This window comes from Zongyangia acetica (genome assembly GCF_038739695.1).
Classification (GTDB): Bacteria; Bacillota; Clostridia; order Oscillospirales; family Ruminococcaceae; genus Zongyangia; species Zongyangia gallinarum.
Genome location: NZ_JBBEWN010000012.1, coordinates 19202 through 40382 on the forward strand (window position 1 = coordinate 19202; position 21181 = coordinate 40382).

The 21181-nt window shown below is 44.8% G+C and carries 24 protein-coding genes and 1 pseudogene; 15 read left to right on the forward strand and 10 right to left on the reverse strand.

The features are described 5' to 3' along the window. Window positions 1-3: 3 nt before the first annotated feature. Genes WGC32_RS11340 through WGC32_RS11360 form a run of 5 tightly spaced genes read right to left on the reverse strand, consistent with a single transcriptional unit; the run spans window position 4 to window position 9428 of the window. Window positions 4-3159, reverse strand: a complete 3156-nt coding sequence (locus tag WGC32_RS11340; RefSeq protein WP_342682049.1) for a type III restriction-modification system endonuclease — start codon at window positions 3157-3159, stop codon at window positions 4-6. Then, complete coding sequence (locus tag WGC32_RS11345; RefSeq protein WP_342682051.1) at window positions 3156-4070, reverse strand: RES family NAD+ phosphorylase; 915 nt, start codon at window positions 4068-4070, stop codon at window positions 3156-3158. The genes WGC32_RS11340 and WGC32_RS11345 overlap by 4 nt, the downstream gene beginning before the upstream one ends. Before the next feature lie 13 nt (window positions 4071-4083). Beyond that, the gene (locus WGC32_RS11350; protein ID WP_342682053.1) at window positions 4084-6033 is read right to left on the reverse strand and encodes a site-specific DNA-methyltransferase; all 1950 of its coding nucleotides are present in this window, start codon (window positions 6031-6033) and stop codon (window positions 4084-4086) included. Continuing rightward, a complete protein-coding gene (locus WGC32_RS11355; RefSeq protein ID WP_342682055.1) occupies window positions 6017-6778 on the reverse strand; it encodes a hypothetical protein in 762 nt (253 codons plus the stop codon). The genes WGC32_RS11350 and WGC32_RS11355 overlap by 17 nt, the downstream gene beginning before the upstream one ends. Continuing rightward, complete coding sequence (locus WGC32_RS11360; RefSeq protein WP_342682057.1) at window positions 6759-9428, reverse strand: SNF2-related protein; 2670 nt, start codon at window positions 9426-9428, stop codon at window positions 6759-6761. Before WGC32_RS11360 ends, WGC32_RS11355 begins: the two co-directional genes overlap by 20 nt. A 219-nt stretch (window positions 9429-9647) precedes the next feature. On the opposite strand from WGC32_RS11360, the pseudogene WGC32_RS11365 reads away from it, so the two are divergent. After that, window positions 9648-10253 (forward strand): annotated as a pseudogene (locus tag WGC32_RS11365) (recombinase family protein); the annotation flags it as partial. Window positions 10254-10287: 34 nt separating this feature from the next. Beyond that, a complete protein-coding gene (locus WGC32_RS15135; protein WP_462933640.1) occupies window positions 10288-10422 on the forward strand; it encodes a DUF4368 domain-containing protein in 135 nt (44 codons plus the stop codon). Between the two features lie 76 nt (window positions 10423-10498). Here WGC32_RS15135 and WGC32_RS11370 read toward each other — a convergent pair whose 3' ends face one another. The 5 genes from WGC32_RS11370 to WGC32_RS11390 all read right to left on the reverse strand — a co-directional run bounded on the left by WGC32_RS11370 (window position 10499) and on the right by WGC32_RS11390 (window position 14193). After that, window positions 10499-11131: a GyrI-like domain-containing protein gene (locus WGC32_RS11370; protein WP_342682059.1), complete on the reverse strand. Its 633-nt coding sequence runs from the start codon at window positions 11129-11131 to the stop codon at window positions 10499-10501. Between the two features lie 2 nt (window positions 11132-11133). Continuing rightward, complete coding sequence (locus tag WGC32_RS11375) at window positions 11134-11763, reverse strand: MmcQ/YjbR family DNA-binding protein (protein WP_342682061.1); 630 nt, start codon at window positions 11761-11763, stop codon at window positions 11134-11136. A gap of 3 nt (window positions 11764-11766) precedes the next feature. Continuing rightward, window positions 11767-12675 carry a helix-turn-helix transcriptional regulator gene (locus WGC32_RS11380; protein ID WP_342682062.1) on the reverse strand — a complete coding sequence of 303 codons (909 nt, stop codon included), beginning with the start codon at window positions 12673-12675 and terminating at the stop codon, window positions 11767-11769. Window positions 12676-12757: 82 nt separating this feature from the next. Then, window positions 12758-13852, reverse strand: a complete 1095-nt coding sequence (locus tag WGC32_RS11385) for an HAAS signaling domain-containing protein (protein WP_342682063.1) — start codon at window positions 13850-13852, stop codon at window positions 12758-12760. Further along, window positions 13849-14193, reverse strand: a complete 345-nt coding sequence (locus WGC32_RS11390; RefSeq protein WP_342682064.1) for a PadR family transcriptional regulator — start codon at window positions 14191-14193, stop codon at window positions 13849-13851. Before WGC32_RS11390 ends, WGC32_RS11385 begins: the two co-directional genes overlap by 4 nt. Window positions 14194-14368: 175 nt before the next feature. Here WGC32_RS11390 and WGC32_RS11395 point away from each other — a divergent pair, with 175 nt between their 5' ends. The 13 genes from WGC32_RS11395 to WGC32_RS11455 all read left to right on the forward strand — a co-directional run bounded on the left by WGC32_RS11395 (window position 14369) and on the right by WGC32_RS11455 (window position 21149). Continuing rightward, window positions 14369-14698, forward strand: a complete 330-nt coding sequence (locus WGC32_RS11395) for a DUF6442 family protein (protein WP_342682065.1) — start codon at window positions 14369-14371, stop codon at window positions 14696-14698. Then, the gene (locus tag WGC32_RS11400) at window positions 14695-14901 is read left to right on the forward strand and encodes a helix-turn-helix transcriptional regulator (protein WP_342682066.1); all 207 of its coding nucleotides are present in this window, start codon (window positions 14695-14697) and stop codon (window positions 14899-14901) included. Before WGC32_RS11395 ends, WGC32_RS11400 begins: the two co-directional genes overlap by 4 nt. A 9-nt stretch (window positions 14902-14910) precedes the next feature. Then, the gene (locus WGC32_RS11405; protein WP_342682067.1) at window positions 14911-15213 is read left to right on the forward strand and encodes a hypothetical protein; all 303 of its coding nucleotides are present in this window, start codon (window positions 14911-14913) and stop codon (window positions 15211-15213) included. A gap of 226 nt (window positions 15214-15439) precedes the next feature. Further along, a complete protein-coding gene (locus WGC32_RS11410) occupies window positions 15440-15781 on the forward strand; it encodes a helix-turn-helix domain-containing protein (RefSeq protein ID WP_342682068.1) in 342 nt (113 codons plus the stop codon). Between the two features lie 124 nt (window positions 15782-15905). After that, window positions 15906-16379, forward strand: coding sequence for an SLOG family protein (locus WGC32_RS11415; RefSeq protein WP_342682070.1), 474 nt, complete (start codon window positions 15906-15908; stop codon window positions 16377-16379). Window positions 16380-16532: 153 nt separating this feature from the next. Continuing rightward, the gene (locus WGC32_RS11420; RefSeq protein WP_342682072.1) at window positions 16533-16733 is read left to right on the forward strand and encodes a helix-turn-helix transcriptional regulator; all 201 of its coding nucleotides are present in this window, start codon (window positions 16533-16535) and stop codon (window positions 16731-16733) included. Between the two features lies 1 nt (window position 16734). After that, entirely contained in the window at window positions 16735-17124 is a 390-nt protein-coding gene (locus WGC32_RS11425) for a DUF2178 domain-containing protein (RefSeq protein WP_342682073.1), read from the forward strand. 11 nt (window positions 17125-17135) lie between these two features. Beyond that, the gene (locus WGC32_RS11430; RefSeq protein WP_342682074.1) at window positions 17136-17843 is read left to right on the forward strand and encodes an ABC transporter ATP-binding protein; all 708 of its coding nucleotides are present in this window, start codon (window positions 17136-17138) and stop codon (window positions 17841-17843) included. After that, window positions 17836-19413: a hypothetical protein gene (locus tag WGC32_RS11435; RefSeq protein ID WP_342682076.1), complete on the forward strand. Its 1578-nt coding sequence runs from the start codon at window positions 17836-17838 to the stop codon at window positions 19411-19413. Before WGC32_RS11430 ends, WGC32_RS11435 begins: the two co-directional genes overlap by 8 nt. Window positions 19414-19478: 65 nt before the next feature. Then, window positions 19479-19880, forward strand: coding sequence for an SRPBCC family protein (locus tag WGC32_RS11440; protein WP_342682078.1), 402 nt, complete (start codon window positions 19479-19481; stop codon window positions 19878-19880). Between the two features lie 3 nt (window positions 19881-19883). After that, window positions 19884-20216, forward strand: coding sequence for a DUF3795 domain-containing protein (locus WGC32_RS11445; RefSeq protein ID WP_342682080.1), 333 nt, complete (start codon window positions 19884-19886; stop codon window positions 20214-20216). A 6-nt stretch (window positions 20217-20222) separates the two neighbouring features. Then, window positions 20223-20447, forward strand: a complete 225-nt coding sequence (locus WGC32_RS11450) for a hypothetical protein (RefSeq protein ID WP_342682082.1) — start codon at window positions 20223-20225, stop codon at window positions 20445-20447. Window positions 20448-20480: 33 nt separating this feature from the next. After that, entirely contained in the window at window positions 20481-21149 is a 669-nt protein-coding gene (locus tag WGC32_RS11455; RefSeq protein ID WP_342682083.1) for a phage head-tail adapter protein, read from the forward strand. The last annotated feature ends 32 nt before the right edge of the window (window positions 21150-21181 follow it).

Consider the following 21181-nt stretch of genomic DNA (forward strand, 5'->3'; position numbering starts at 1 on the left):
CTGTCAAATGCGCTTGCGCAGCTCCGTCCAACTGGTTGCAGTCTCCAGCTCCACACCTGCGTCCAGTGCTTTGAAATGCTCCTTGCCGCAGTGGATTTTTAGCTGCTCACTGGTTTTCAGGTGCATAAAGCTGGTGTCACCCTTGGTTTCCAGGACGAAGTACAGCTTTTCCTCACCGTTCTTATTCAGATACACAGCCCAGTCGGGGTTGTACGTGCCAATGGGGGTTTCAATTTTGAAGCGGCTGGGAATCTTGAAGAACATCTTCACATCCGGGTCGTTGTCCAGGGCCACCGCCACCGGCTTCTCTACCGTGGAGCTGTCGTAAACCACATAGTCATAGACGCTGTGTTCCACCTTTACGGCGTTTCGATCCAGGTTAGCAAGCAACTCCGTGGTGTCGAAGATTTCCTGCACATAATATTCCTGGCCATCCAGCTTCACATAACGGATACCGTCGATAGCCAAGGCGTGGCGGTGGCTGCGGATTAGCTCTACGGCTTGCTCCAGAAATGCCTCCGGATTGTTGAGGAAATCGCCACACCGTCCGCTCTCTACCAGAATCCGATTGACGGTAGCCGGGGTCAACAGCGTTTCATCGCTGATGGCGGTGATGATGTCCGGCAGGGCCTGATAATCGTTGGCAATCTCCATCGTCCGCATTTCCCGTTCCATGTGGCTGATCCCGGACTGCTGGATGTGAATATCGGCAGTCTGGGACACCAGACGGGTTTTGGGGATATGGGGCATTTCCTGAAAGGCTTTGACGCAGTTCTTCACCAGCTGCTCTGTGTCAATGCTCACCCGGTAGGCGGTTTTCTGCTTGATCTTGCTCCACAGCTCCAGGAACTCCGGGGAGAGCATGACCTGTTTGTTGAGCCGTACCACCACATCACGGGAGGCATCCCGCACCGGGGGCTTCCGGTCGGCATTGGCGATAATCTGCTCAAAACGCTCTCTGGCAGCTTCATATTTTTTCGGCAGGTCAAGGGTTCCGTTCTTCAAAGCGTTCTTCATGGTATCCTTGACCTTACCGGTGCTGGTGATATACCCCTTCTGCTCAAAATGCTCCAGCAGCTCCGTAGCTTCCTCGTGGGTGACGGTATGTTCCTCTACGGTAGTGATTGTACTGGTGATTCCAATAATTGCCTCTGCTGCCTGTTCAGCGGTCGCACCGTTTTTAATTTGGCGCATGACTTCCGTTACGGGGCTGGGCGGTTCGGTGATTTTCCCTGATTCCAATTCCGCTGTAATTTTTTCTTCCGCTGCCGTCATTTCGGGGTCGGCCATCCATTTGTCAATGGAGCCGTCGTCCATCCAGGTTTTTACCAGCTCGTGGGCCTCTTCTCTGTCAATCGTATGCTCACGGGTAACTTCTTCCTGATAGGTCATCCCAGCAAACAAACTGAGCTGGAGTACACCAAACTTGACGCCAGTTTCGTCCTCGATCTCTTTCTGGAGGGTGGAAGCAAACTCGGAAAAGCTCTCGTTGGCCATGACGTGAAGGACATTGATATTCTTGTCCTCGATGCGTTCACCGTCCTGGTTCACGCACAGGCGCAGGCCACGGCCCACCTTCTGGCGGCAGGTAAAGGTGGACTTCTGCTCGATCAGGGTGCAGACCTGGAACACGTTGGGGTTGTCCCAGCCTTCCCGCAGCGCCGAGTGGGAGAAAATAAACCGCAGCGGACACTCAAAGCTGAGAAGCCACTCCTTGTCCCGCATGATGATGTTGTAGGTGTCATCGTCGGCCTGGGTGTCGCCCTTGGTGTCCTTCAAGCGTCCCTTCTTGTCCTGGGAGAAGTAGCCGTTATGTACCTTGCTCACATCTGTGCTGAATCGCTCTCGTAGGAGCGCATACTTGGGCTTTGCGATCAGCTCCTGATAGCACTCCTCAAACATAGTGGCGTAGATGCCGGGTGTTCCGTCCTCGTGGCGGTACTTGTCCACCTTGTCGATGAAGAACAGGGACAGCACCTTGATTCCCTTGTCCAGATACCGCAGCTCTTTGTCCAGGTGGGTTTCAATGGTGCGCCGGATCTGCGCCTTCTTGACGATGTTCTCGTCCACATCACCAATGGCCTTGCCCAGCTTGACCTCCTGGGTGTTGCCAAACTCGATATGTTCAAAGTCGGGAGTGCAGTCAATTCCGGTAACGGTGTAGCCTTCGTACAGTTCCCGCCCGCCGGACAGCAGGAATAAATCGTCGCCCGGCTTGACAGTCATGGCCTTGCGGGTCACGGCTCCGGTCTTTCCCTTCACATCCAGTTCCACTCTGGCCTTAAAGCCCTTGTCGTTGCTGACGGAAAGCAGCCGCACATAGGCTTGATTGAAGCCACCGGCAACCTGATTGGAGGATACGGCGATCTGCTTGACCAGCCCCATCTGGTAGGCGTCTACCGGAGTCAGGCGGTAAAGCAGATTGATTTTTTCCCGGTGGGTAGCAGAGTACCGCAGTACACACAGGGGATTGAGCGTTGCAATGGCTTCCTTGGCCTTTGGGGTGTTGTCTACACTCTGGGGTTCGTCGATGATGACAATGGGGTGGGTATTCTGAATAAAGCCCATGGCCGTCTCGCCACCCAAACGATCTTGGGCCTGGTTGATAATGTTCTCCGCCTTCTTGAAAGCGTCGATGTTAATAATCATCACTTCGATGTTGGAACTGGTGGCGAACTGCCGAACATCGGATAGCTTGGCGGAGTTATAGATAAAGTACCGGCAGGGCACATTGTCGTATTGCAGGCCAAAATGCTCCTGCGTGACCTGAAAGGATTTGTAGACGCCTTCCCGGATGGCCACCGACGGCACCACGATAACAAACTTGGTGAATCCGTACTTGCGGTTCAGCTCAAAGATAGTCTTGGTGTAAACGTAGGTCTTGCCGGTGCCGGTTTCCATCTCAATACAGAACTGGCAGCCTTCCGCTGTGGGGGTCAGGGGCAGGTTGTTCCGCTTCTGGACGGTGTGCATATTGGCGGTCAATGTTTCCTGGTCAATGTAGAGAGCATTACCCTGGCCCAGCTCATTCAGAAAATTGGTCTGGCGGTCATCCATGACGGAGAAGGTGCTTTTCGTTTTCTCCTGGCCGGTAAACAAGTCTACCACGGCATTGACTGCCTGGGTTTGAAAGTCCTGAGATTTGAATTTGAGTTTCATGTATGATCACATGCCTTTTTCTTAAGTTTAAGTAGGTCTCGCTGTAATACGGCCGTACTTGCCCAGTTATATTCTGGAATTTCCTTTTTTGCTGTCATGATTTCGGCTACATCGTCCCCATAAACATTTTCAGAAATATTTTGGAAAGAAGCCGCAACAGAAAGACAGGTTATCATTTCAGCATACTCAACCATACATTTTGCAGTAGATGGATTAAAAAGAACCAGGTTGTAACTTCCTGGATTTGAATTATGCGAAGAATTATACATCAGGCCAGAAACACCTTTTTTCCGCAAATAGTCGGAAGCGTACTGACTATACTTGTACATTTCTTTGGCGTTTTTTTGCTTTACAGGAACACTAAAAAAGTCCACAAGGACAGAGGCAAACACCATGTCTATCAGCTGCTCAAGATTATCATTACTTGTGAATCGGCTCAAATCATCTGGAATATTTCGCAAATCAGCTACCTGCACTGTTTGGAGCAGCTCAAATGGAGCGACGGATATAAAATCCCCACATATAGGTTGGACCTCTGAACAAGCAGTAGCTCTGTCACTGGCTAAATAAAGAAAAGACGTTTTTGGCTTGTTAGCCCTTCCATCCTCGACATATTCGCATGGCGGTGGCCCCATCTCGTCTGAACAGAAGCCTTTTATTCCAGATTCTTCTGAATCCAGAACAATCTTACTTTTCAACTGAATTTTATCATAGTCCTTTGGCGAAACGATTCTTGCTCTATAAAATTCCCCAGGGCCTTGTTCTATAACTATTTTATCGAAGACGCGATCCAGCATACGGTTTATTTCTGATAAAGCCTTTGGGGAATTTTCATTAAGAGCATGATTCCACAAACAATGAACTTGATAAAACAAGTCTGTATAGGTTGTGATAGCACTAACGAAATTCATAACCATCTTCACCTCAAACCAGCTTCAACTCAATGCCGTGATCCCGCAGGATATAGTAGGCATTGGCCATGGCGGTATCGTCGGCAAAGCTGTCACGGGAGATGATGATTTTCGCCGGGGCGTATTCCGTCATCTGCTCCACATCCTCGGGCTGCACATTCTCGGCCAGACAGACCAGCAGCAGGCAATCATCGCCCACGCCATAGACGGTCTTATTGTTGATGGAGAACGGTGTCACGGAGTAGGTCAGCGGCACACCCAGTTTGAGCATGATTTCATAAATCATATCCAGGTCGGTGCGCTCCGGTTTTACCCGATGAATCATGCTGTTCATCCGATGGTACAGCAGGTCAAGCTGCTCATTCTCAATGGGGGTGGCGTCCCAGGTTTCCAGATTGGATGTATCCAGTTTGAAAACTCGGAAACCCACGTCCAGTTTTGCTGCCATTTCTTTTTTTGCATTGATTACATCCGGACTTTCTTCCCATTCTGCATAAGCAAATCCTTCAAGCGAATCATGCTGATCTTGATGGCGTTTCGCTGCACGAACGAATAACCCCGAACTTTCAAGCGCATCTTTTAGCATTTTACCAGCCCGCCGGATGCGCTCCTTGCCAATCTCGCAGATATTCTTGTACCCGGCCTTGTATGCCTCGCTCTTTTCGTCGCACAGCTCGGGAAGCTGCACCAGAATGAAGCGCCGGTTGCCGCCGTCCTCTGCGTTGAGCTGCATCACTGCATGGGCAGTGGTAGCAGAACCGGAGAAGAAGTCAAGAATAAGGTCATCTGTATTAGACACTTGGGAAATTAGTTGCTTAATAATCTCGACTGGCTTTGGAAAATCAAACAAATACCGATTAAACAATCCTCCAATTTCCTTGGTTGCAGTATTTGTATAAACACCAGTGCTAAAAATAGAGGAAAAGCCAGGAAGATTGTCTGACAACTCGTTCAAAAATGATTTTTTGCGTGGACGCCCATCTGGGTTATCAGGCCAAATAATTCTGCCCTCTTGAATGAGCCGATTCATGGTGTTTCGATCATATCGCCAGCCTTTTTCGGGGCATCCGTAGTTTCTTCCATCCGCCGGGTTGATTAAATCATAGTGCAAATTTGGACGTGCATCGGCAGTAGCAAGTCCTACCATGTTAGCACTTGTCCAGGGGCCACGGGGGTCATTATCAGGATTCTTATATTGTTCTGTTTTCCTGTCGGTTCCACGGAATACCCGGTGTCCAAATTGCTTTGTATAACACACTACATACTCGTGGTCTATTGAAACACCGGTAATGTTTCGATTATCCTTGTTCTGCCTACTCTGCCATATAAATTGCGCCACAAAATTTTCTTCACCAAAAATCTCGTTGCATAGTTTTTTAAGATTATCTATCTCAACATCATCAATAGAGATAAAAATCACACCGTCATCCCGCAGGAGATTTGCCGCCAGCCGTAGGCGGGGATACATCATATTGAGCCAGTTGGTGTGAAAGCGGCCCATGGTTTCCGGGTTGGACTTGGTGGTCTGCTGGGTCACTTCCTTGTACCGGGCCATGGGGTCGGCAAAGTCGTCGGCATAGACAAAATCGTTGCCGGTGTTGTAGGGCGGGTCAATGTAGATCATCTTTACCTTGCGGTAATAAGCTTTTTGCAGCAGCTTCAAGACCTCCAAGTTGTCGCCTTCAAGGTAGAGGTTCTGGGTGGTGTCCCAGTCTACGCTTTCCTCCGGGCAGGGACGCAGAGTGCCGGTGGAACGCTTCTGGGCCAGCCGCAGGCAGTCCGCCTTGCCCTTCCACTCAAACCTGTATTTCTCAAAGTCATTGTCGATGTACTCGCCGCACAGAGAAAGCAGTTTGTCAATGTCCAGTTTGCCCTCGCTGACGCACTCCGGGAACACCGAGCGTAGCTTGTCCAGGTTGGTTTGTTCTATGTTCATGGATAAACCATCAATCAGATTGTTCATGCTGATTCTCCTCTTGCATTTCTTTCCTTATTGCTGCCTCTAAACGGTCAAACATTGCTGTATCCCGCTTATTTAGTTTCTTCATAACAATTACCATTACAATAATTACAGCTACTATCGTCAGGCACAGTAGAGCCATAAACGGCAAAATATTCACAGGATTTTCTTTACGTGTAAGAATGATCTGATTAGAGGGATTATTGATTAAATTTAACTCGCTGATCCCCTCTAAGCGATAATCGAAGTTAATAAGAGGGATACCTCCATCACTTATTATATCAACCGTGAACATTTCTCCTGGATTAAGCAAAAAATTATCAATGGTCAGTTTCTGATTGCTAAAACTACTATTTTCGACGACTTCTTCCCTGATATACTGATTGAAGCAATCGCCTATATTAACCGATAATATCTCGTCTGTTTCCCCAAAAGCAATAATAAATGGCCGTAAAAAGTCACTATTTGTTATTGGGTAAGCTCCAGTATTTTGAATTACAATCGAAGTTATGCACGGTTTTGAAACCTCACGTTCTCCGTACAATAATTTCAAGTTACTATCGTTTCCCAGCATCAGTACAAGACTTTTGCTATTTGTCGTTATACAACTAAGCTCTTTCTGCGGAAGTGTCACAGGCTGTTTGGAAATCCAGATTGTAAGGCAGATGCTTCCGATAGCCACAAGAAAACTGATTATATTAAAAGCAACCGAATATTTGTTGTAAAAATCAGTTATTTTCTTTCGCATTCTTATCAATCACCACCACAAATTCTCTCTGCACCCTTGCCGTCAGCTTTTCTTTTTCGGCAAAGGATTTTATTTTTTCTTCCAGCTCCATATCCAGCCGCATGGCGTCAAAGAACTGGCTTTCCTGCCGCTTCATGTACTCCTGCCGAAGCTGGTTGATTTTCTTCTGTGCGGCCAGACGTTTCAGCCGGTCGCCGGTGACGGCCTCCAGCTCCGCTTGTGCCTGCTGCACCTGGCTGTCCAGTGTGTTCAGCACACGGCTCAATGCCGCCTTATCAGCGGACACCTGCTGCTTCATCCGTTCCATTTCCTCGGCTTGGGCGGGAGATAATCGCTCCAACTGCGCCTCCAGCAGCGCCTCTTTTGGCACCAAATTATCCAGCGGGTGGGGACAGCTGCTCCCTTTTAACCAGTGGGGAGATCTCCGCTCATCCTCGGTGTAATTCTCCACCGGCAGCTCCAGGATGCTGCGGCAAGCTACATCGTCCAGGGACTCGCCGCTCTCCGTTAGGCCGCACAGTACGGCGTGTTCTGTACGGCTGGAGCCTGAAACCAGGGTGACAGTATAAAGGGCTATCTGGCACGGCTCCTGCACCGTCGGGATGGTCAGCACTCCCTCGTTGGCACACTCCAGCTCGTGGGGAATCCCGCGGCCTATGATACTGGACAGGGTAATCTGTCCGGCCTTGGGTTTGAAGTCTTTTGCCATGCCGTACATCTTCTGGCTGCGATAGGGCCGGTTCCGGCTCCCCGTCCAGTAGTAGAACAGCACCGGCAGTTCCCGGTACTCCGTGGCCGTGATCGTACGGTTGGATTCGTCAATCACAAAACGGCAATCATCGTTCTTTTCATTATAACGAGTAAAAAACCATTTGGTAATCTCCCAGAGGTCGTTGTTCAGCTCCTGTCCACGGCGATTCACATACTTGGGATTGATCTTCACCTTGTCGGCCAGTTCCTTGGTGAAGGTGGTAAACAGAATATCCTCCGCTGCGGAGACGGTCTGCCGGTTATCTTCCTCGTGGGTACTCAGGGTCTGGCGGTATGCCTGCTCAATCTGCGCCCTGGGCCGCAACCGCTGGGCAATGACCGGAAAGGCTGCTTTTACATCATCTGTAAAACCGCCCAGCACGTCATCGGTAATACCAAAGACACCGTCTGTCACCAGCATCCGCTTATTGACCAGCTCCAGTTTGCGAACGTCGGCAAAGTTGTTCTTGTCGATAAAGGCCACGGACAGCACGTCGTTTTCCTGACCCAGCCGGTGGCAGCGGTCGATACGCTGCTCCAGCTTTAAGGTGTTGTACGGCAGGTCGTAGTGGATGATGAAAGCAGCCTCCTCCAGATTGAAGCCCTTGGCACCGTTATCGGTGGAAATCAGCACCTCGCCATCCTCCTTGAACTGGCGGATCACGGAGTAATCGGCGCTGCCGTTGTAGGCCAGAGTGCGGTACCGGTCAGAAAGAAGATTCTGGAGCATCTTCTGGGTTTCCACGCTCTCGGTGAAGATAACCGCTTTCTGTTTGGCTCCCGTTTTCTTCATCAGGGAAAATCCCTGTTTGAGAACGGTCAGCAGCTCACCGGCCTTGGCATCCTGGGGAATGCTTTCGGCTGCGGTTTGAATCTCTTGCCATTGGCTTAGTTCGTCCGCTGCGTTTTCCAGCCCCTGGAGCCGCTTGACGATACCTTTGATGGTTTGCAAAATTGCCGCCGTAGAGGAACCCAACAGGCCCAGCAGCCGCAGAGCCAGGTCATATTGGTTCATTTCGGGAAAGGCTCGCTTTTCCGGCTGGTTGATGTAGGCATACAGCAGGTCATACAGCTGCCGCTCTGCCTTGCCGGGAGTATATTCCACGGTCAGCAGTACACGCTCCGTCACCTTGGCGTAGTGTTTGGCCTGGGAACGGAGAGTACGGAAACAATAGCGGCTGACCCGTTCGCTGAGTTCCGGGTAGTTCTCCGGTCGGCGCAGATACCGGGCCAGAAACTCTTTTTCTCCCGGCAGCAGCGTTTTGTCGATGAACCAGATCAGACCGTACAAGTCCATGATGTTCTTTTCGATGGGGGTGCCGGTCAGCAGCAGCTTGAAGGAGTCTCCGGCGATCCGCTTGAGGGCCTTGGCCTGCTTGTTGTCCTCCTGGTAGACTGGAGAGAGGGCATTGGCTTCCTCGAATACCGTCAGATCCCAGTTAACTACCTTTGCGGCCTCCTCATTGTCGGCGGCGAAGTCGTAGGTAGTAATAACAATGGCATCTTGGATAAAAGCGTTGGAGTTGTCCTCACTGGTGTTCTGCCGCCATTGGTCCCGATTGGTCAGCACCACATATGGGACGGTATAGAATCGCTCCAGCATTTCCGTCCACTGGTGCAGCAGGTCGGCATTGGGAATGACCAACAGAATCCGGCTGTATCCCTCCAGCCACTTTTGATTGATGACCAGCATGGCCTCGTGGCTCTTGCCCATACCTGCTTCATCGCACAGAACGGCACCTTTCTGATAGGGGGAACGCAGGGCAAAGCTGGCCGCTGCAATCTGAAACGGATAGATTTCAATATCCGATGATGCAAAGACCGGAAGGAACTGTTCTGCTTCCGGCAGTTGTTCCAAAAGTCGGGCCTTGTAATAGGCATGAAACGGTGTTTGCGGCATGGCAATTCCCCCCTTTTTCTTTTATTTACACTTCTTTTTATTATGGCAGATATTGACGAAAAACGCAACGACGATTGATTCCTTTATTTAAGGGGAAAATGTCATTTCCAAAATAAAGACCACAATCAGTGCCGGACTGATTGTGGTCAAAAAGCATTATAAAAATGTGATATTGTTTATGCCTTAATTCGTTGCTGAATGGTAAAACACCCTTGACAAATCTCTTTCCAAAAGAAAATCCTTTTGAAGTACGCAACCGACAACGGTTTCCCTAATCCAAAGTTCTTCATTGACGATGGTGTGTCTGGGGTAACATTTGACCGTCCGGGCTGGAATGAAATGATCCGGCTGGCCGAAGCAGGAAAGGTTAGAACCGTCATTGTCAAGGATATGTCCCGCATGGGCCGGGACTATCTGAAAGTGGGCTACTATACCGAGAGTTTCTTTGCTGAGCGGGATATTCGGTATATCGCCATCAATGACGGCGTGGACAGCGACAAAGGGGACAATGATTTTACCCCTTTCCGTAATCTGTTCAATGACTTCTACGCCCGCGATACCAGCAAGAAAATCCGGGCCGTTATGCGGGCAAAAGGAAACGCCGGGGAACACCTCTGCACCAATCCGCCCTACGGGTATCAGAAAGACCCGGCGGATAAAAAGAAATGGATCGTAGACGAGGAAGCCGCCGAGATCGTCAAACGGATTTTCGACCTGTGCATTGCGGGGAAAGGCCCTATGCAGATTGCCAAACTGTTGACTGCCGAACGTGTCCTGACCGTCAAGGCTCACTACGCCCAGCGGGACGGTCAAATGTTACCCCAGACACACCATCGTTAATGAGTTTGTAAAGAAGATTATCGTCCATGCGCCGGATAAGTCCAGCGGACACCGCAGGCAGAAGATTGAACTGGTCTGGAACTTCATCGGAGAAGTCAATCTGCCGGGCGACGATCAGACCGTGGAACGGCAAAGAAAAGGCAGGACGGCATGACCTTTCAGCCATGCCGTCCTGCGACAATCAAATTACTTCCTTATGGGGGCGCGCCTTTCTGCGGTGCCTTTTCCTTTTATCTGCATCGGATGGGATGGCGGATAACTGTTTTTAAATTTTCCGGTTTGCAGCGCCGGACATCGCTTAAGTAAATCTCATGGTGGTACCGTCCACTTGTGAAATCCAGTACATAGCCCTGTTCTTTGGCAAAGTGATCCATCATCTGCACGGTTTCTGGCTCATTATCATAAGGGCCGATGTGCATGCACTGAACGCACAGTCCCTCTTCATAGGTAAGAAATTCTACTTTTGAAAAATCAGTTTGTTTTTTCTCGGTCGCCTCTCCTATAGCCCACTGGAAAGTTTCTTTTGTCACAAATTCCGGCAGGCGAATCAGAGAAATCCATTGGAAGGTTTCCTTGTGGGCATAATCCACACCATAAATGCCGTCTTGCCACCAGAGCCCTTCCAGAGGCGGGACCACATAATCGAAATATCCCTCGATTTTATGCTTGCCCATTTTGCTCATCTTGATAGTATAAGCAATGCCATATAAAAGGCCGATAGATTCCTTATAGGTGCCGTTTTCTTCGTTTGGATCGCCTTTTCCTCTTACAGCTATAAGATTCATCGACGGAATGGTGAGAATCTGCGGCTTTTTCGGCGGCAGATAAAATTCCTTATACTCTTTTTTATAATCGAATGCCATATTTACCACTTCCTTAGCTTTTCCACTCTTTCACAGATGGATTCCTCAAATTCTTTCTCTGAAAGCTGCGGATCGCGTGTTGCTTTCCAGATGGCGCAGGGCAACTGTTCACATCCAGCACAGGTAGCATAGCGGTGTTTCTGCACCGAACAGGCATAGATAGGGCACGCTTTTCCATTCGGCGCATGGAATACCCTGCCCTGACACTCGTTGCAGCCAGCGCACTCCTTTTGATAAAAATCACAGGCATCACATTCCGTTCCACAGCAGCTGATATTCAGAATTTCCCGCTGCCGCTTCTTGCTGAATCCTCCAAGCATCAAGCGGTAGGCTTTATCCAGCAGATCCTTTAGCAGTTCATCCGGCACCGCCCCGTCTGGTTTCACAGAGATCCAGTTTCGCTTGTCTGAATAATAGCCTGGAATGATATCTTCATACTGCTCTCGAAGAAAATCCCCCTCTGCCGGATCTACTTTTAAATTGATATAGTAAGGCTGATTTTGATCGTCTAAACAAACGGCAGCAAACATCTTTCCTCCGATATGATACCGAACCCAGTTCCAACTGGGCTGCAAATCCTTTGTAACGCTCCGCTTATTAAGCAAGTACTCATCTAACCAATTGTATCGCACTTTTTATCCCTCCCCATATCGGTTTGCCGTCTTTTTCAGAGAATCCACTAATTCTTCCTGCAATTCTTTCGGTTCCAGCAAAACAACCTTATCCCGGAAGGTCAAAAGCCAGGTTAGCAGATTCTCTGCATCGGTATAATCGGCACGAAAAAGTAGCTTGCCGTCCTTTTGCTCCTCGAAACAGCTGGTGCCGAATTCCTCTACCAACCGCCACTTGCATTCCGGTTCAAACAAAGCCTTCACCCGGATGCCACCCGGAAAAATCCGCTCATTGCTAAGATCCGGAAGCGGTACCAGGCGTTCTTCGAAAGTTCCTTCCAGTCTAGGTTCTTCCATGCGATTGAGTTTGAACAGGCGATAATCTTCCTTTTCTCTGCAATATCCCCATACATACCAACTGGACCACCGAAATATCAGGTAGTATGGTTCCAGAATCCGCTCACTTTCCCCTTTGGGCGCATAATAACGAAAAGATATGGTATAGTGCCCGTCCATCGCTTTCCGTATACAATCGATTTTCGGCGCAAGGGATTCCTTATACCAAGAAGAAAGATCAATAAGGATATTCTGGGCACCCGGCATCAGCGTAGAAGCGCCGGCAGAGAGCTTTTCCATCAGCTGCGCCACCTGGTTGGTACCACTAACACTGTCTAAGCTTCTAAGCCCTGCCAGAATCGCCTGCATATCGGCAGAAGTCAAAAGCGTGCTGTCGATTTTATAGCCTTCCATAATGGAAATGCCGCCGTTTTGCCCCTGTGCTGTTACGATGGGAATACCAGCTTTACACAGAGCCTCGATATCCCGGCTAATCGTGCGACGAGAAACCTCAAATCTTTCCGCCAGTTCCGGTGCTGTGATGTGTTCTTTCTGCAATAGAATAGATAGTATCCCGATAAGTCGGTCAATCTTCATACTTCACCCTCTTCCCAAATAACAGAATAGCAAATCAAACACGACAACAGGCTGTCATGTTTACACACGACAGCCATGTTTTTTATAGTTTCTTTGTAGATGCACCATAACGAATCGTCTTATAAATCGTCGTACCGATCTCAAGCAACGTGATCACAACAATAAAGGCAAGAAGTCCGTTAGATACCATGTCCCCATCCCAACGAGTGAAAAATTGTGCCGCTGATTCCGCCTTATCACCCACTGCCAACTGAAGATCCGTTATAAAATTCGGATTCCAGATAGGAAGAACCTTTAATACAACCACGCTTAACGCAATTTGAATCGTTCCGCACACAATATTACTGATCATGACCAGCTTACAATAAACCCCCACAACCAGACGCAAAATCTCGTCTACAAGTCCAATGAGCAAACTGAGCACAAAAATGGGAAGAATGACCTCCCACTGATCCAGATTGAAAATCGGCACTGTCGTCACCGTTTCCCCTTGTGTGAAAATTGCAGCAAAGAAATGAGGAGAAAAAATCAGTAGGACACTGAAAATAACAATAAATATAATCCCTACAATACTGTCGCCTCGGCTTATAATCGCCTTTTTATTAGGAACAGGTTCCAGAAACTTCGGTGTCCATCTAAATTCCGCCGTTTTTTTGTCTTCTGATAGTTTCTCCACAGACCATCTTTCGGTCTTTTTCATCTCAATCTTGACTTTTTGCCGTTCCATAATGGCAAAAGTTAAAGTTACCGCACCGAATGCGGATATACAGGACAGAATAGCATTCGTAATTCCCTTGGTCAGACCATCTACAATCGCACGTATCATAACCGGGACAGCATTTTGCGAAGTCTTCACCGGCATTTCTCCTATAGCATTGATTAGAGAAATCGCCAGTATGGGGGCAGCGGCACAGATCAAAACAACCTTAACAAACCACAGATAGGTTTCAAAATATTCTGGTCCGATCAAGTATTGCCGGTCATTCTGATACTGCTTGGCAAATTCAGCCGGATCACCAAGTTCAGTCAGCACCTCTTCCATGGAACCTTTGTCTGCGTACATATCGCTGATCAATTCTTCCAGTTCCATACGCACTTCGTCCCGCTGTGCTTTGGGCAGGCGACGAATAACCTGATAAATATATCGACCCATATACTCTTTTTCACTTGGCTTCATGTTTCTTCCTCCATTAACAGCTTTTCTATACCGGCAGATAAATTTTCCCAATAGGTTTTGAGCTGTTTGTAAATTTGCTTCCCGTATTCTGTTCGCTGATAATACTTTCTCGGTTTTGCACCGCCGGTTTCCCACTTGCTTTCCAAAAGTCCCTGGCTTTCCAGCCGACGAAGCAGCGGATATAAAGTATTTGGATCAATGGCAACACCTTTTTGTTCCAAGCTCTGTACCAAAGCATACCCGTATTTGGGTTCTTTCATCTGGCTGAGTACGCTGATGGTCAGTGTGCCTCTTCGAAGTTCCAAAAGCAAAGTAGACAGCAGTTCCTTTTCTTCTTCCATCTGCGTCACCTCCTTGTTGCTATTATACTGTATAATATACAGTATTGTCAATAATCAAATATAGTTTAATTAAAAGTGCTCATACATTTATTACAAGCGTTTGATTCACATGTTGACAAGTTTACTTGGCAGTGCTATAATGATGACAAGAAAACTTGGCAAAGGAGGCGGGCTCATGAACAAAGAAGAAATTTTAAAAGCAAGCCGAAAAGAAAATAAAAATAAGGATTTAGCTGAAATTGAGGTTATGTACCAAGCAGGAAGCCACGCAAGCAGAGTAGGAGCATTAGCGTGTTGCCTGGTGTCCTTACTTTCCTCTATGCTTGCACATACTATGCTTTACAGCCCGTGGATCATATACTTCAGTATGATTGCAACACAATGGCTAGTTCGATTTATTAAGATGAAACATAAGAGTGATTTGGTAGTGGCGATATTGTTTTTATGCCTTACAGTTTTAGCTTTAGTTGGATTTATCCGTCGCCTTTTAGAGGTGACAGTATGAACGAAGAGTTAAAACTGAAAAATAATTTAAAAGAAGCTCGTTTGGCAGCAAACCTATCTCAAGCACAGCTTGCTGAAATGGTCGGTGTTTCAAGAAATACAATCAGTTCTATTGAAACAGGGCAGTTTAATCCCACAGCCAAATTAGCACTAATCATTTGTACGGCATTGGATAAGAAGTTTGAAGAATTATTCTTTTTTTAGGAGGATATTATGGGTAACTTGATGTTATTGATTATAGGTGTAGTTATTTCGATTCTTGGAATTGTGAATATAAAAGGAAATATCAGCACGATACACTCATACAACCGGAGAAAAGTTTCAGAAGAAGATGTTCCGAAATATGGAAAGCTAGTTGGAACTGGAACGCTTATTATAGGTGTTTCTTTGATTGTATCTTATTTTACAACATTTTGGAGTACTACGATAATGGTGTTTATTGAGATACCAGCGATCGTCATTGGATTAGCTTTTATTCTATATGCGCAAATAAAGTACAATCGCGGGATATTTTAAATATAATAATTTGACAAAGGACAAAAGGCATTGCTTCTGCGATGCCTTTACTCTTTAATTATATTTCCGACTTACAATATAAGCTAAAAAGTTTATTTTTCCGATATATTCAGCATAGTATCGTTAGCAGTTCGCTATTAGCTTGTGTATACTGTTGAAGCTTCCAAATATACTAATACTATGAGCATTAGTTGTTACGGTTTTATCGTGATTGGAGGTGGAACGGATGCAAAAAGAAAAGCGAGTTGAGGAAATAATCGGTAAACGCATTCAAAAGATCAGACTAGCCAAAGGCTATACTCAACAACAATTTGCTGAAATGATTGGGTTATCTACAAATTACTTTTCGGATATTGAAAGAGGTAAGAGTTCTGCCCGATTGGACAAGCTTGTAGCAATAATAAATGCTTTAGAGTGTTCGGCAGATGATATATTCGTAGATGTAATTGATTATGGATACAAAATTAAGAGTTCACAGTTATCAGAGCGTCTTGAAGAATTGCCACCTGAGGAAAGAGAAAAAGCATTTGCTATTCTTGATGTCTTTATAAGTAAAGCGAATCAATAGATTTTAAGAGTCTGCGGAAATCCGCAGACTCTTTTTATATTCTCTTTATTTTTTCGCAATGGTGTGTTAAACTAACGATAATAGCGTAACTTATCGTTATAATCGTTAGTTTTGGAGTGGTGTTGTGAAAGATAAAACAGCTTGCTTTACAGGACATAGAAAAATAGCCTTTGAACAACAGAGATATGTTGCCGAACGCTTGAAACAGACCATAGAAGAACTTATTTTAGATAGGTACTGTTATTTTGGCACTGGCGGTGCGCTTGGTTTTGACACATTGGCGGCACAATGTGTATTGTTTTTGAAAAAGCAATATTCTCATATTAAGTTGATATTGGTTTTACCCTGTGTTACACAAACAAGTGGATGGAACAAAGAAGATATTGCTATTTACGAGGAAATCAAAAATCAGGCAGATAAAGTGGTATATACATCTAAAGATTATTCAAAGGAATGTATGTTTAAAAGAAACCGCCATTTGGTGGATTATAGTAGTGTTTGCGTGGCGTATCTGACCAAAACAAGAGGAGGAACAGCTTATACAGTAAATTATGCTAAGCAGAAAAACATACGAGTGATCAATTTAGCAGAATATTAGCTGTATGGTCTATATTTATAAAACGCTTGTTAAAATGCGGGCGTTTTATTTAAATTAAGAGATAATTTTTATGGAAAGCATACTTGACATTTACGGCTTCCTTGCTATAATAAGAATATGGAAAGCTGGCTTTCCATAGGAAGGAGGAACGCCGTGAAAAACCGTTTAGAGAAAATTCGGAAAGAACGAGGGATTAAGCAGGAAGAACTTGCCGCTGCGTTAGAAGTGTCCCGACAAACGATTGGCTCATTAGAAAACGGACGATATAACCCTTCTATTATCTTGGCGTTTAAGCTTGCACGGTATTTTGATATGAGCATTGAAGATATTTTTATTTATGAGGAGGAGAATTGATATGAAGAATAAAATTTGGTACTTGGGTTACATTATTTCGCTATGTATCGTGCTGATTATTTTTCTGACAGATTTTAACAAAATGGTAGACATAGGGCTTGCAGTTTTGTTTAGCGCAATATTTTCTGTTTCGCATACGCAAATTTTGCATAATAAAATGATGAAAAATGATACAGAGTACAAGAATAATGTTATGGATGAACGCAATATTGCAATTAAGGAAAAGGCGGGAAATATCACAAATATGATTACTCTTACCCTATTAGGCTTAGCAACAGTGATATTTATTTGCTTAGATTTGTTACTTCCGGCAATTGTAACCGGAGCAATTATTACTGTTCAACCAGTCATCCTGATTATTGTCAGCAATATGATTGAGAAAAAAATGTAAGGGAGAATATTATGAAATTTGTAATTGAACACTTATCAAAAAGCTTTGAGAAAAAGGAAGTTCTCAGAGATATTGATTTTACCTTTGATGAAGGAAAAATTTACGGGCTGCTCGGCAGAAACGGTGCAGGCAAAACAACACTGTTTAATTGCCTGAATCGGGATATCAAGACAGACAGCGGAAACTTTTACATAGATACAGACGGAGTTCGCCGTGAGGTTACGGCTGATGATATTGGATATGTACTGTCTACCCCTACCGTACCGGAGTTCCTTACGGGCAGAGAGTTTTTAAAGTTCTTTATGGATATCAATGAGAAGTCCATAAAAAACCCGAAAAGCATCGATGAGTATTTCGAATATATGAGCATTGAGCCAGAGGACAGAGATAAACTGCTTAAAGACTATTCCCACGGTATGAAAAACAAAATGCAAATGCTTATTAACATCATTGCTCAGCCGAATATTTTACTACTTGACGAGCCGCTGACATCCCTTGATGTAGTTGTTGCTGAAGAAATGAAGCAGCTGCTTCGCTCGCTGAAGCAAGATCGCATTACTATTTTTTCTACACACATTATGGATTTGGCGCTTGACCTTTGTGATGAAATTGTACTTCTTCATCACGGTGAGCTGGAAGTCGTAGAAAAAACAGATTTGGACAGCAAGGAATTTAAGGATAAGATTATTGCGGCATTGCGGGAGGAAGGAAATGAATAAAACACTTAAAATTTCTTTTTCCCTGAAAAATACATACCGGGTGAACGGAATTCTGTTTTCCCTCAAGCAGATTCCGCTATTGAAAAGATTGCTTCCGGCAACGCTTTATAAGGTAAAAGGGCTTAAAGTTTTTGCGAACATACTGTCTGTTCTGTGGGAAATCGCTTCTACGTTCCTTGGAAAACTTCTTTATTTTCTTACATTTGTATGCGGCGTAGGTATGTTATATAAGGAACTGCCTGAAAACGATGTCTTTCTGCACATTTTACTGATTCTTACAGTGATCGGCAGTTTTACGAATACCCATCTTTTTAACCCGTCAAAAGATAAATATTACGCAATGATCCTTATGCGAATGGACGCAAGGGAATATACGCTGGTAAACTATACCTACGAAATTATAAAAGTTGTTATCGGATTTCTTCCTTTTACCATTTTGTTTGGTATGAACAAAGGATTACCGTTATGGTTTTGTCTGCTCCTGCCGCTTGGCATAGCGGGGATGAAGCTGTTTGCTGCTGGTATCACTCTGTGGGATTATGAGAAAAGAGGCTTTGGCTATAACGAAGGTAAACTTTCAAAATATGTATGGGGCGCTATTGCTTTGCTGTTAGCAGCAGCATACGGTCTGCCTGCGGTTGGATTTGTTTTGCCGTCAGTTATATCAATAATTATATTTTTGGCCTGTATTCCGTTGGGTATGGCAGGGGCGATCAAGGTACTGAGCTTCGGTGATTATCGTGCAATCAATCAGGAATTGTTGTCCGGATTAACCAATCAGATGGATTCCTCAGCGAAAACACAAATTATAAAACAGGCAAATGAGAAGAAAATATCTGCGGATACATCTATCACCAGTAATCGCAAAGGCTTTGAATATTTGAATGAGCTGTTCATAAAAAGGCACCGAAAGATTCTTTGGAACTCCACAAAAAAGATTTCTTATGTTTGTACCTTCCTTGTTATTGGTGTTTTGATGGTTGCTTTTCTGAGCCCTGATTTAAAGCCGAAAATTAACGGCATGGTGATGACTTGGCTTCCGTATTTTGTGTTTATTCTGTATGCAATCAACCGTGGTACAAGTTTTACACAGGCACTTTTTATGAACTGCGATCACAGCTTGCTTACCTATTCCTTTTACAAACAGCCTAAATTTATATTACGGCTATTTCAAATCCGTTTGCGTGAAATTATGAAGATCAACGCTGTTCCGGCATTGGTAATCGGTATTGGACTGGCATTGATACTCTTTGCTACGGGAGGAACAGACAATCCACTCAATTATGTTGTGCTGATTGTTTCCATTCTCTGTATGAGCTTGTTCTTCTCAATTCATTATCTTACGATTTATTATCTGCTCCAGCCTTATAACGCAGGAACAGAACTCAAAAGCGGCACTTATAAAATCATATTATGGGCAACTTACTTTGTGTGCTTTTACATTATGAAGCTCCGCATGCCCATTATGGTATTCGGTGTAATGACGATCGTGTTCTGTATCCTTTACAGTATTGTGGCAAGTATTTTGGTATATCGCTTTGCACCTAAAACATTTAAAATCAGAACATAATTAGGCAGATTGAGTTAATACAAAATTATATTGAGTAATACGACTGATTTGAGGAGAGTGTGAAAATGGCTACTTCAAATATAAAAGCGTTGATCCCCGGCCAACTTCACAAAGTGTGGGAGTTTGTTCTGGATATCGAAAATTACGCTACTTGGAGAAGTGACCTAAGTAAAACAGAAGTCATCAGTGACACGCAATTTATCGAATATACCAAAGACGGCTACCCTACCACATTTACTGTTACGGTTGTCGAGCCATACAGACGATGGGAATTTGATATGGAAAACAGTAATATGAAAGGTCATTGGATCGGTGTTTTTACGGATAAAGGGAATGAAACAGAGATTGATTTTACGGAGTTCGTGGAAGCAAAAAAGTGGTTTATGAAACCCTTTGTAAAGTCATATCTGAGAAAGCAACAGTCACAGTTTGTTGAGGATATAAGAAAAGCATTAGGAGGAATATAAACTATGAAAGATATGATCGGATATTGCGGGCTGGATTGTGAAAAATGCGACGCATATCTTGCGACAATTAACAACGATCAAACCTTGCGTGAGAAAACAGCGAAGCTGTGGGCAGAGTTAAATAATGCTCCTATTCAGCCTGAACATATTAACTGTGAGGGCTGCCGGATGAATGGAGCGAAAACGGTTTTTTGCGACAGTCTGTGCGGGATTCGGAAATGTGCATTAAATAGAGGTGTTTCTACCTGTGGTGACTGTCCAGAGTTAGAAACCTGCCCCACTGTTCGTGTGATCCTCGAGAATAATCCTTCTGCTATGGAAAACTTGAAAGGATAATACATTATGAAAAAAATAGTTTTAGGCTCAATGATGTTCCTTGCGGGAGTACTTTCTACTGCAATAATTTTAGCTGGCTCAATGGCTAACGATTGGACAATTAACGGACAACATTCAGCTTTTTGGAATATTTCTCGATATGGTCTTATGCCTGCAATCTATATCTTTTTAGGCATTGCAGTTGTTGGTTTAATATTAGCTTGTTGGGGGCTGCTTGATAAGAAAAAATGAAATAGCAAACTGGAATTTGAGAGGGAATTGAATATGAATAAGGAATGGTCTGAACTTAATAAAACAATGCAGGCACAAATAAAAAAGAAAGATACTTATAAGATGGGCATTGATACTTTACTGGGTTTACGTAGTCAGTTAATGCAAACCTTAGTATCTTTCAAAGAGGAATTATGCAGAGACGATTTTAACTCAATCCCCTTCATAAACGCTGATGGTTATCATAGTAAGACGATTGCTTATTCTATTTGGCATATTTTTCGCATTGAAGATATCGTTGCGCATACAGTGATCAATGAAGATGAACAAGTGTTTTTTTCAGGGAATTATCAAGAGCGTATCAATTCACCCATCATTACAACAGGAAATGAACTTATTCAACAGCAGATTGCTGACTTTTCAAAACAGCTTAATCTGGAAGAATTATATTCATATATTTTTGAAGTGCGGGAAAGCACTGAGAAAATGCTTGAACGGTTACCTTATGATGAATTGAAAAGAAAAATACCTGAAGAAAGAAAAGGATACTTAAAATCGTTGAATGTAGTAAACGACTGTGAAGAAGCAATTTGGCTGATTGATTATTGGTGTAATAAAGATATTCGTGGACTTATTCAAATGCCGTTTTCAAGACATTGGATTATGCACACAGAAGCCTGTCTGCGCATAAAGAACAAGATACATTCATCTCAGTTTATTTAGTAAGTGATAAACCGGAATTTGTGAGTCTATGA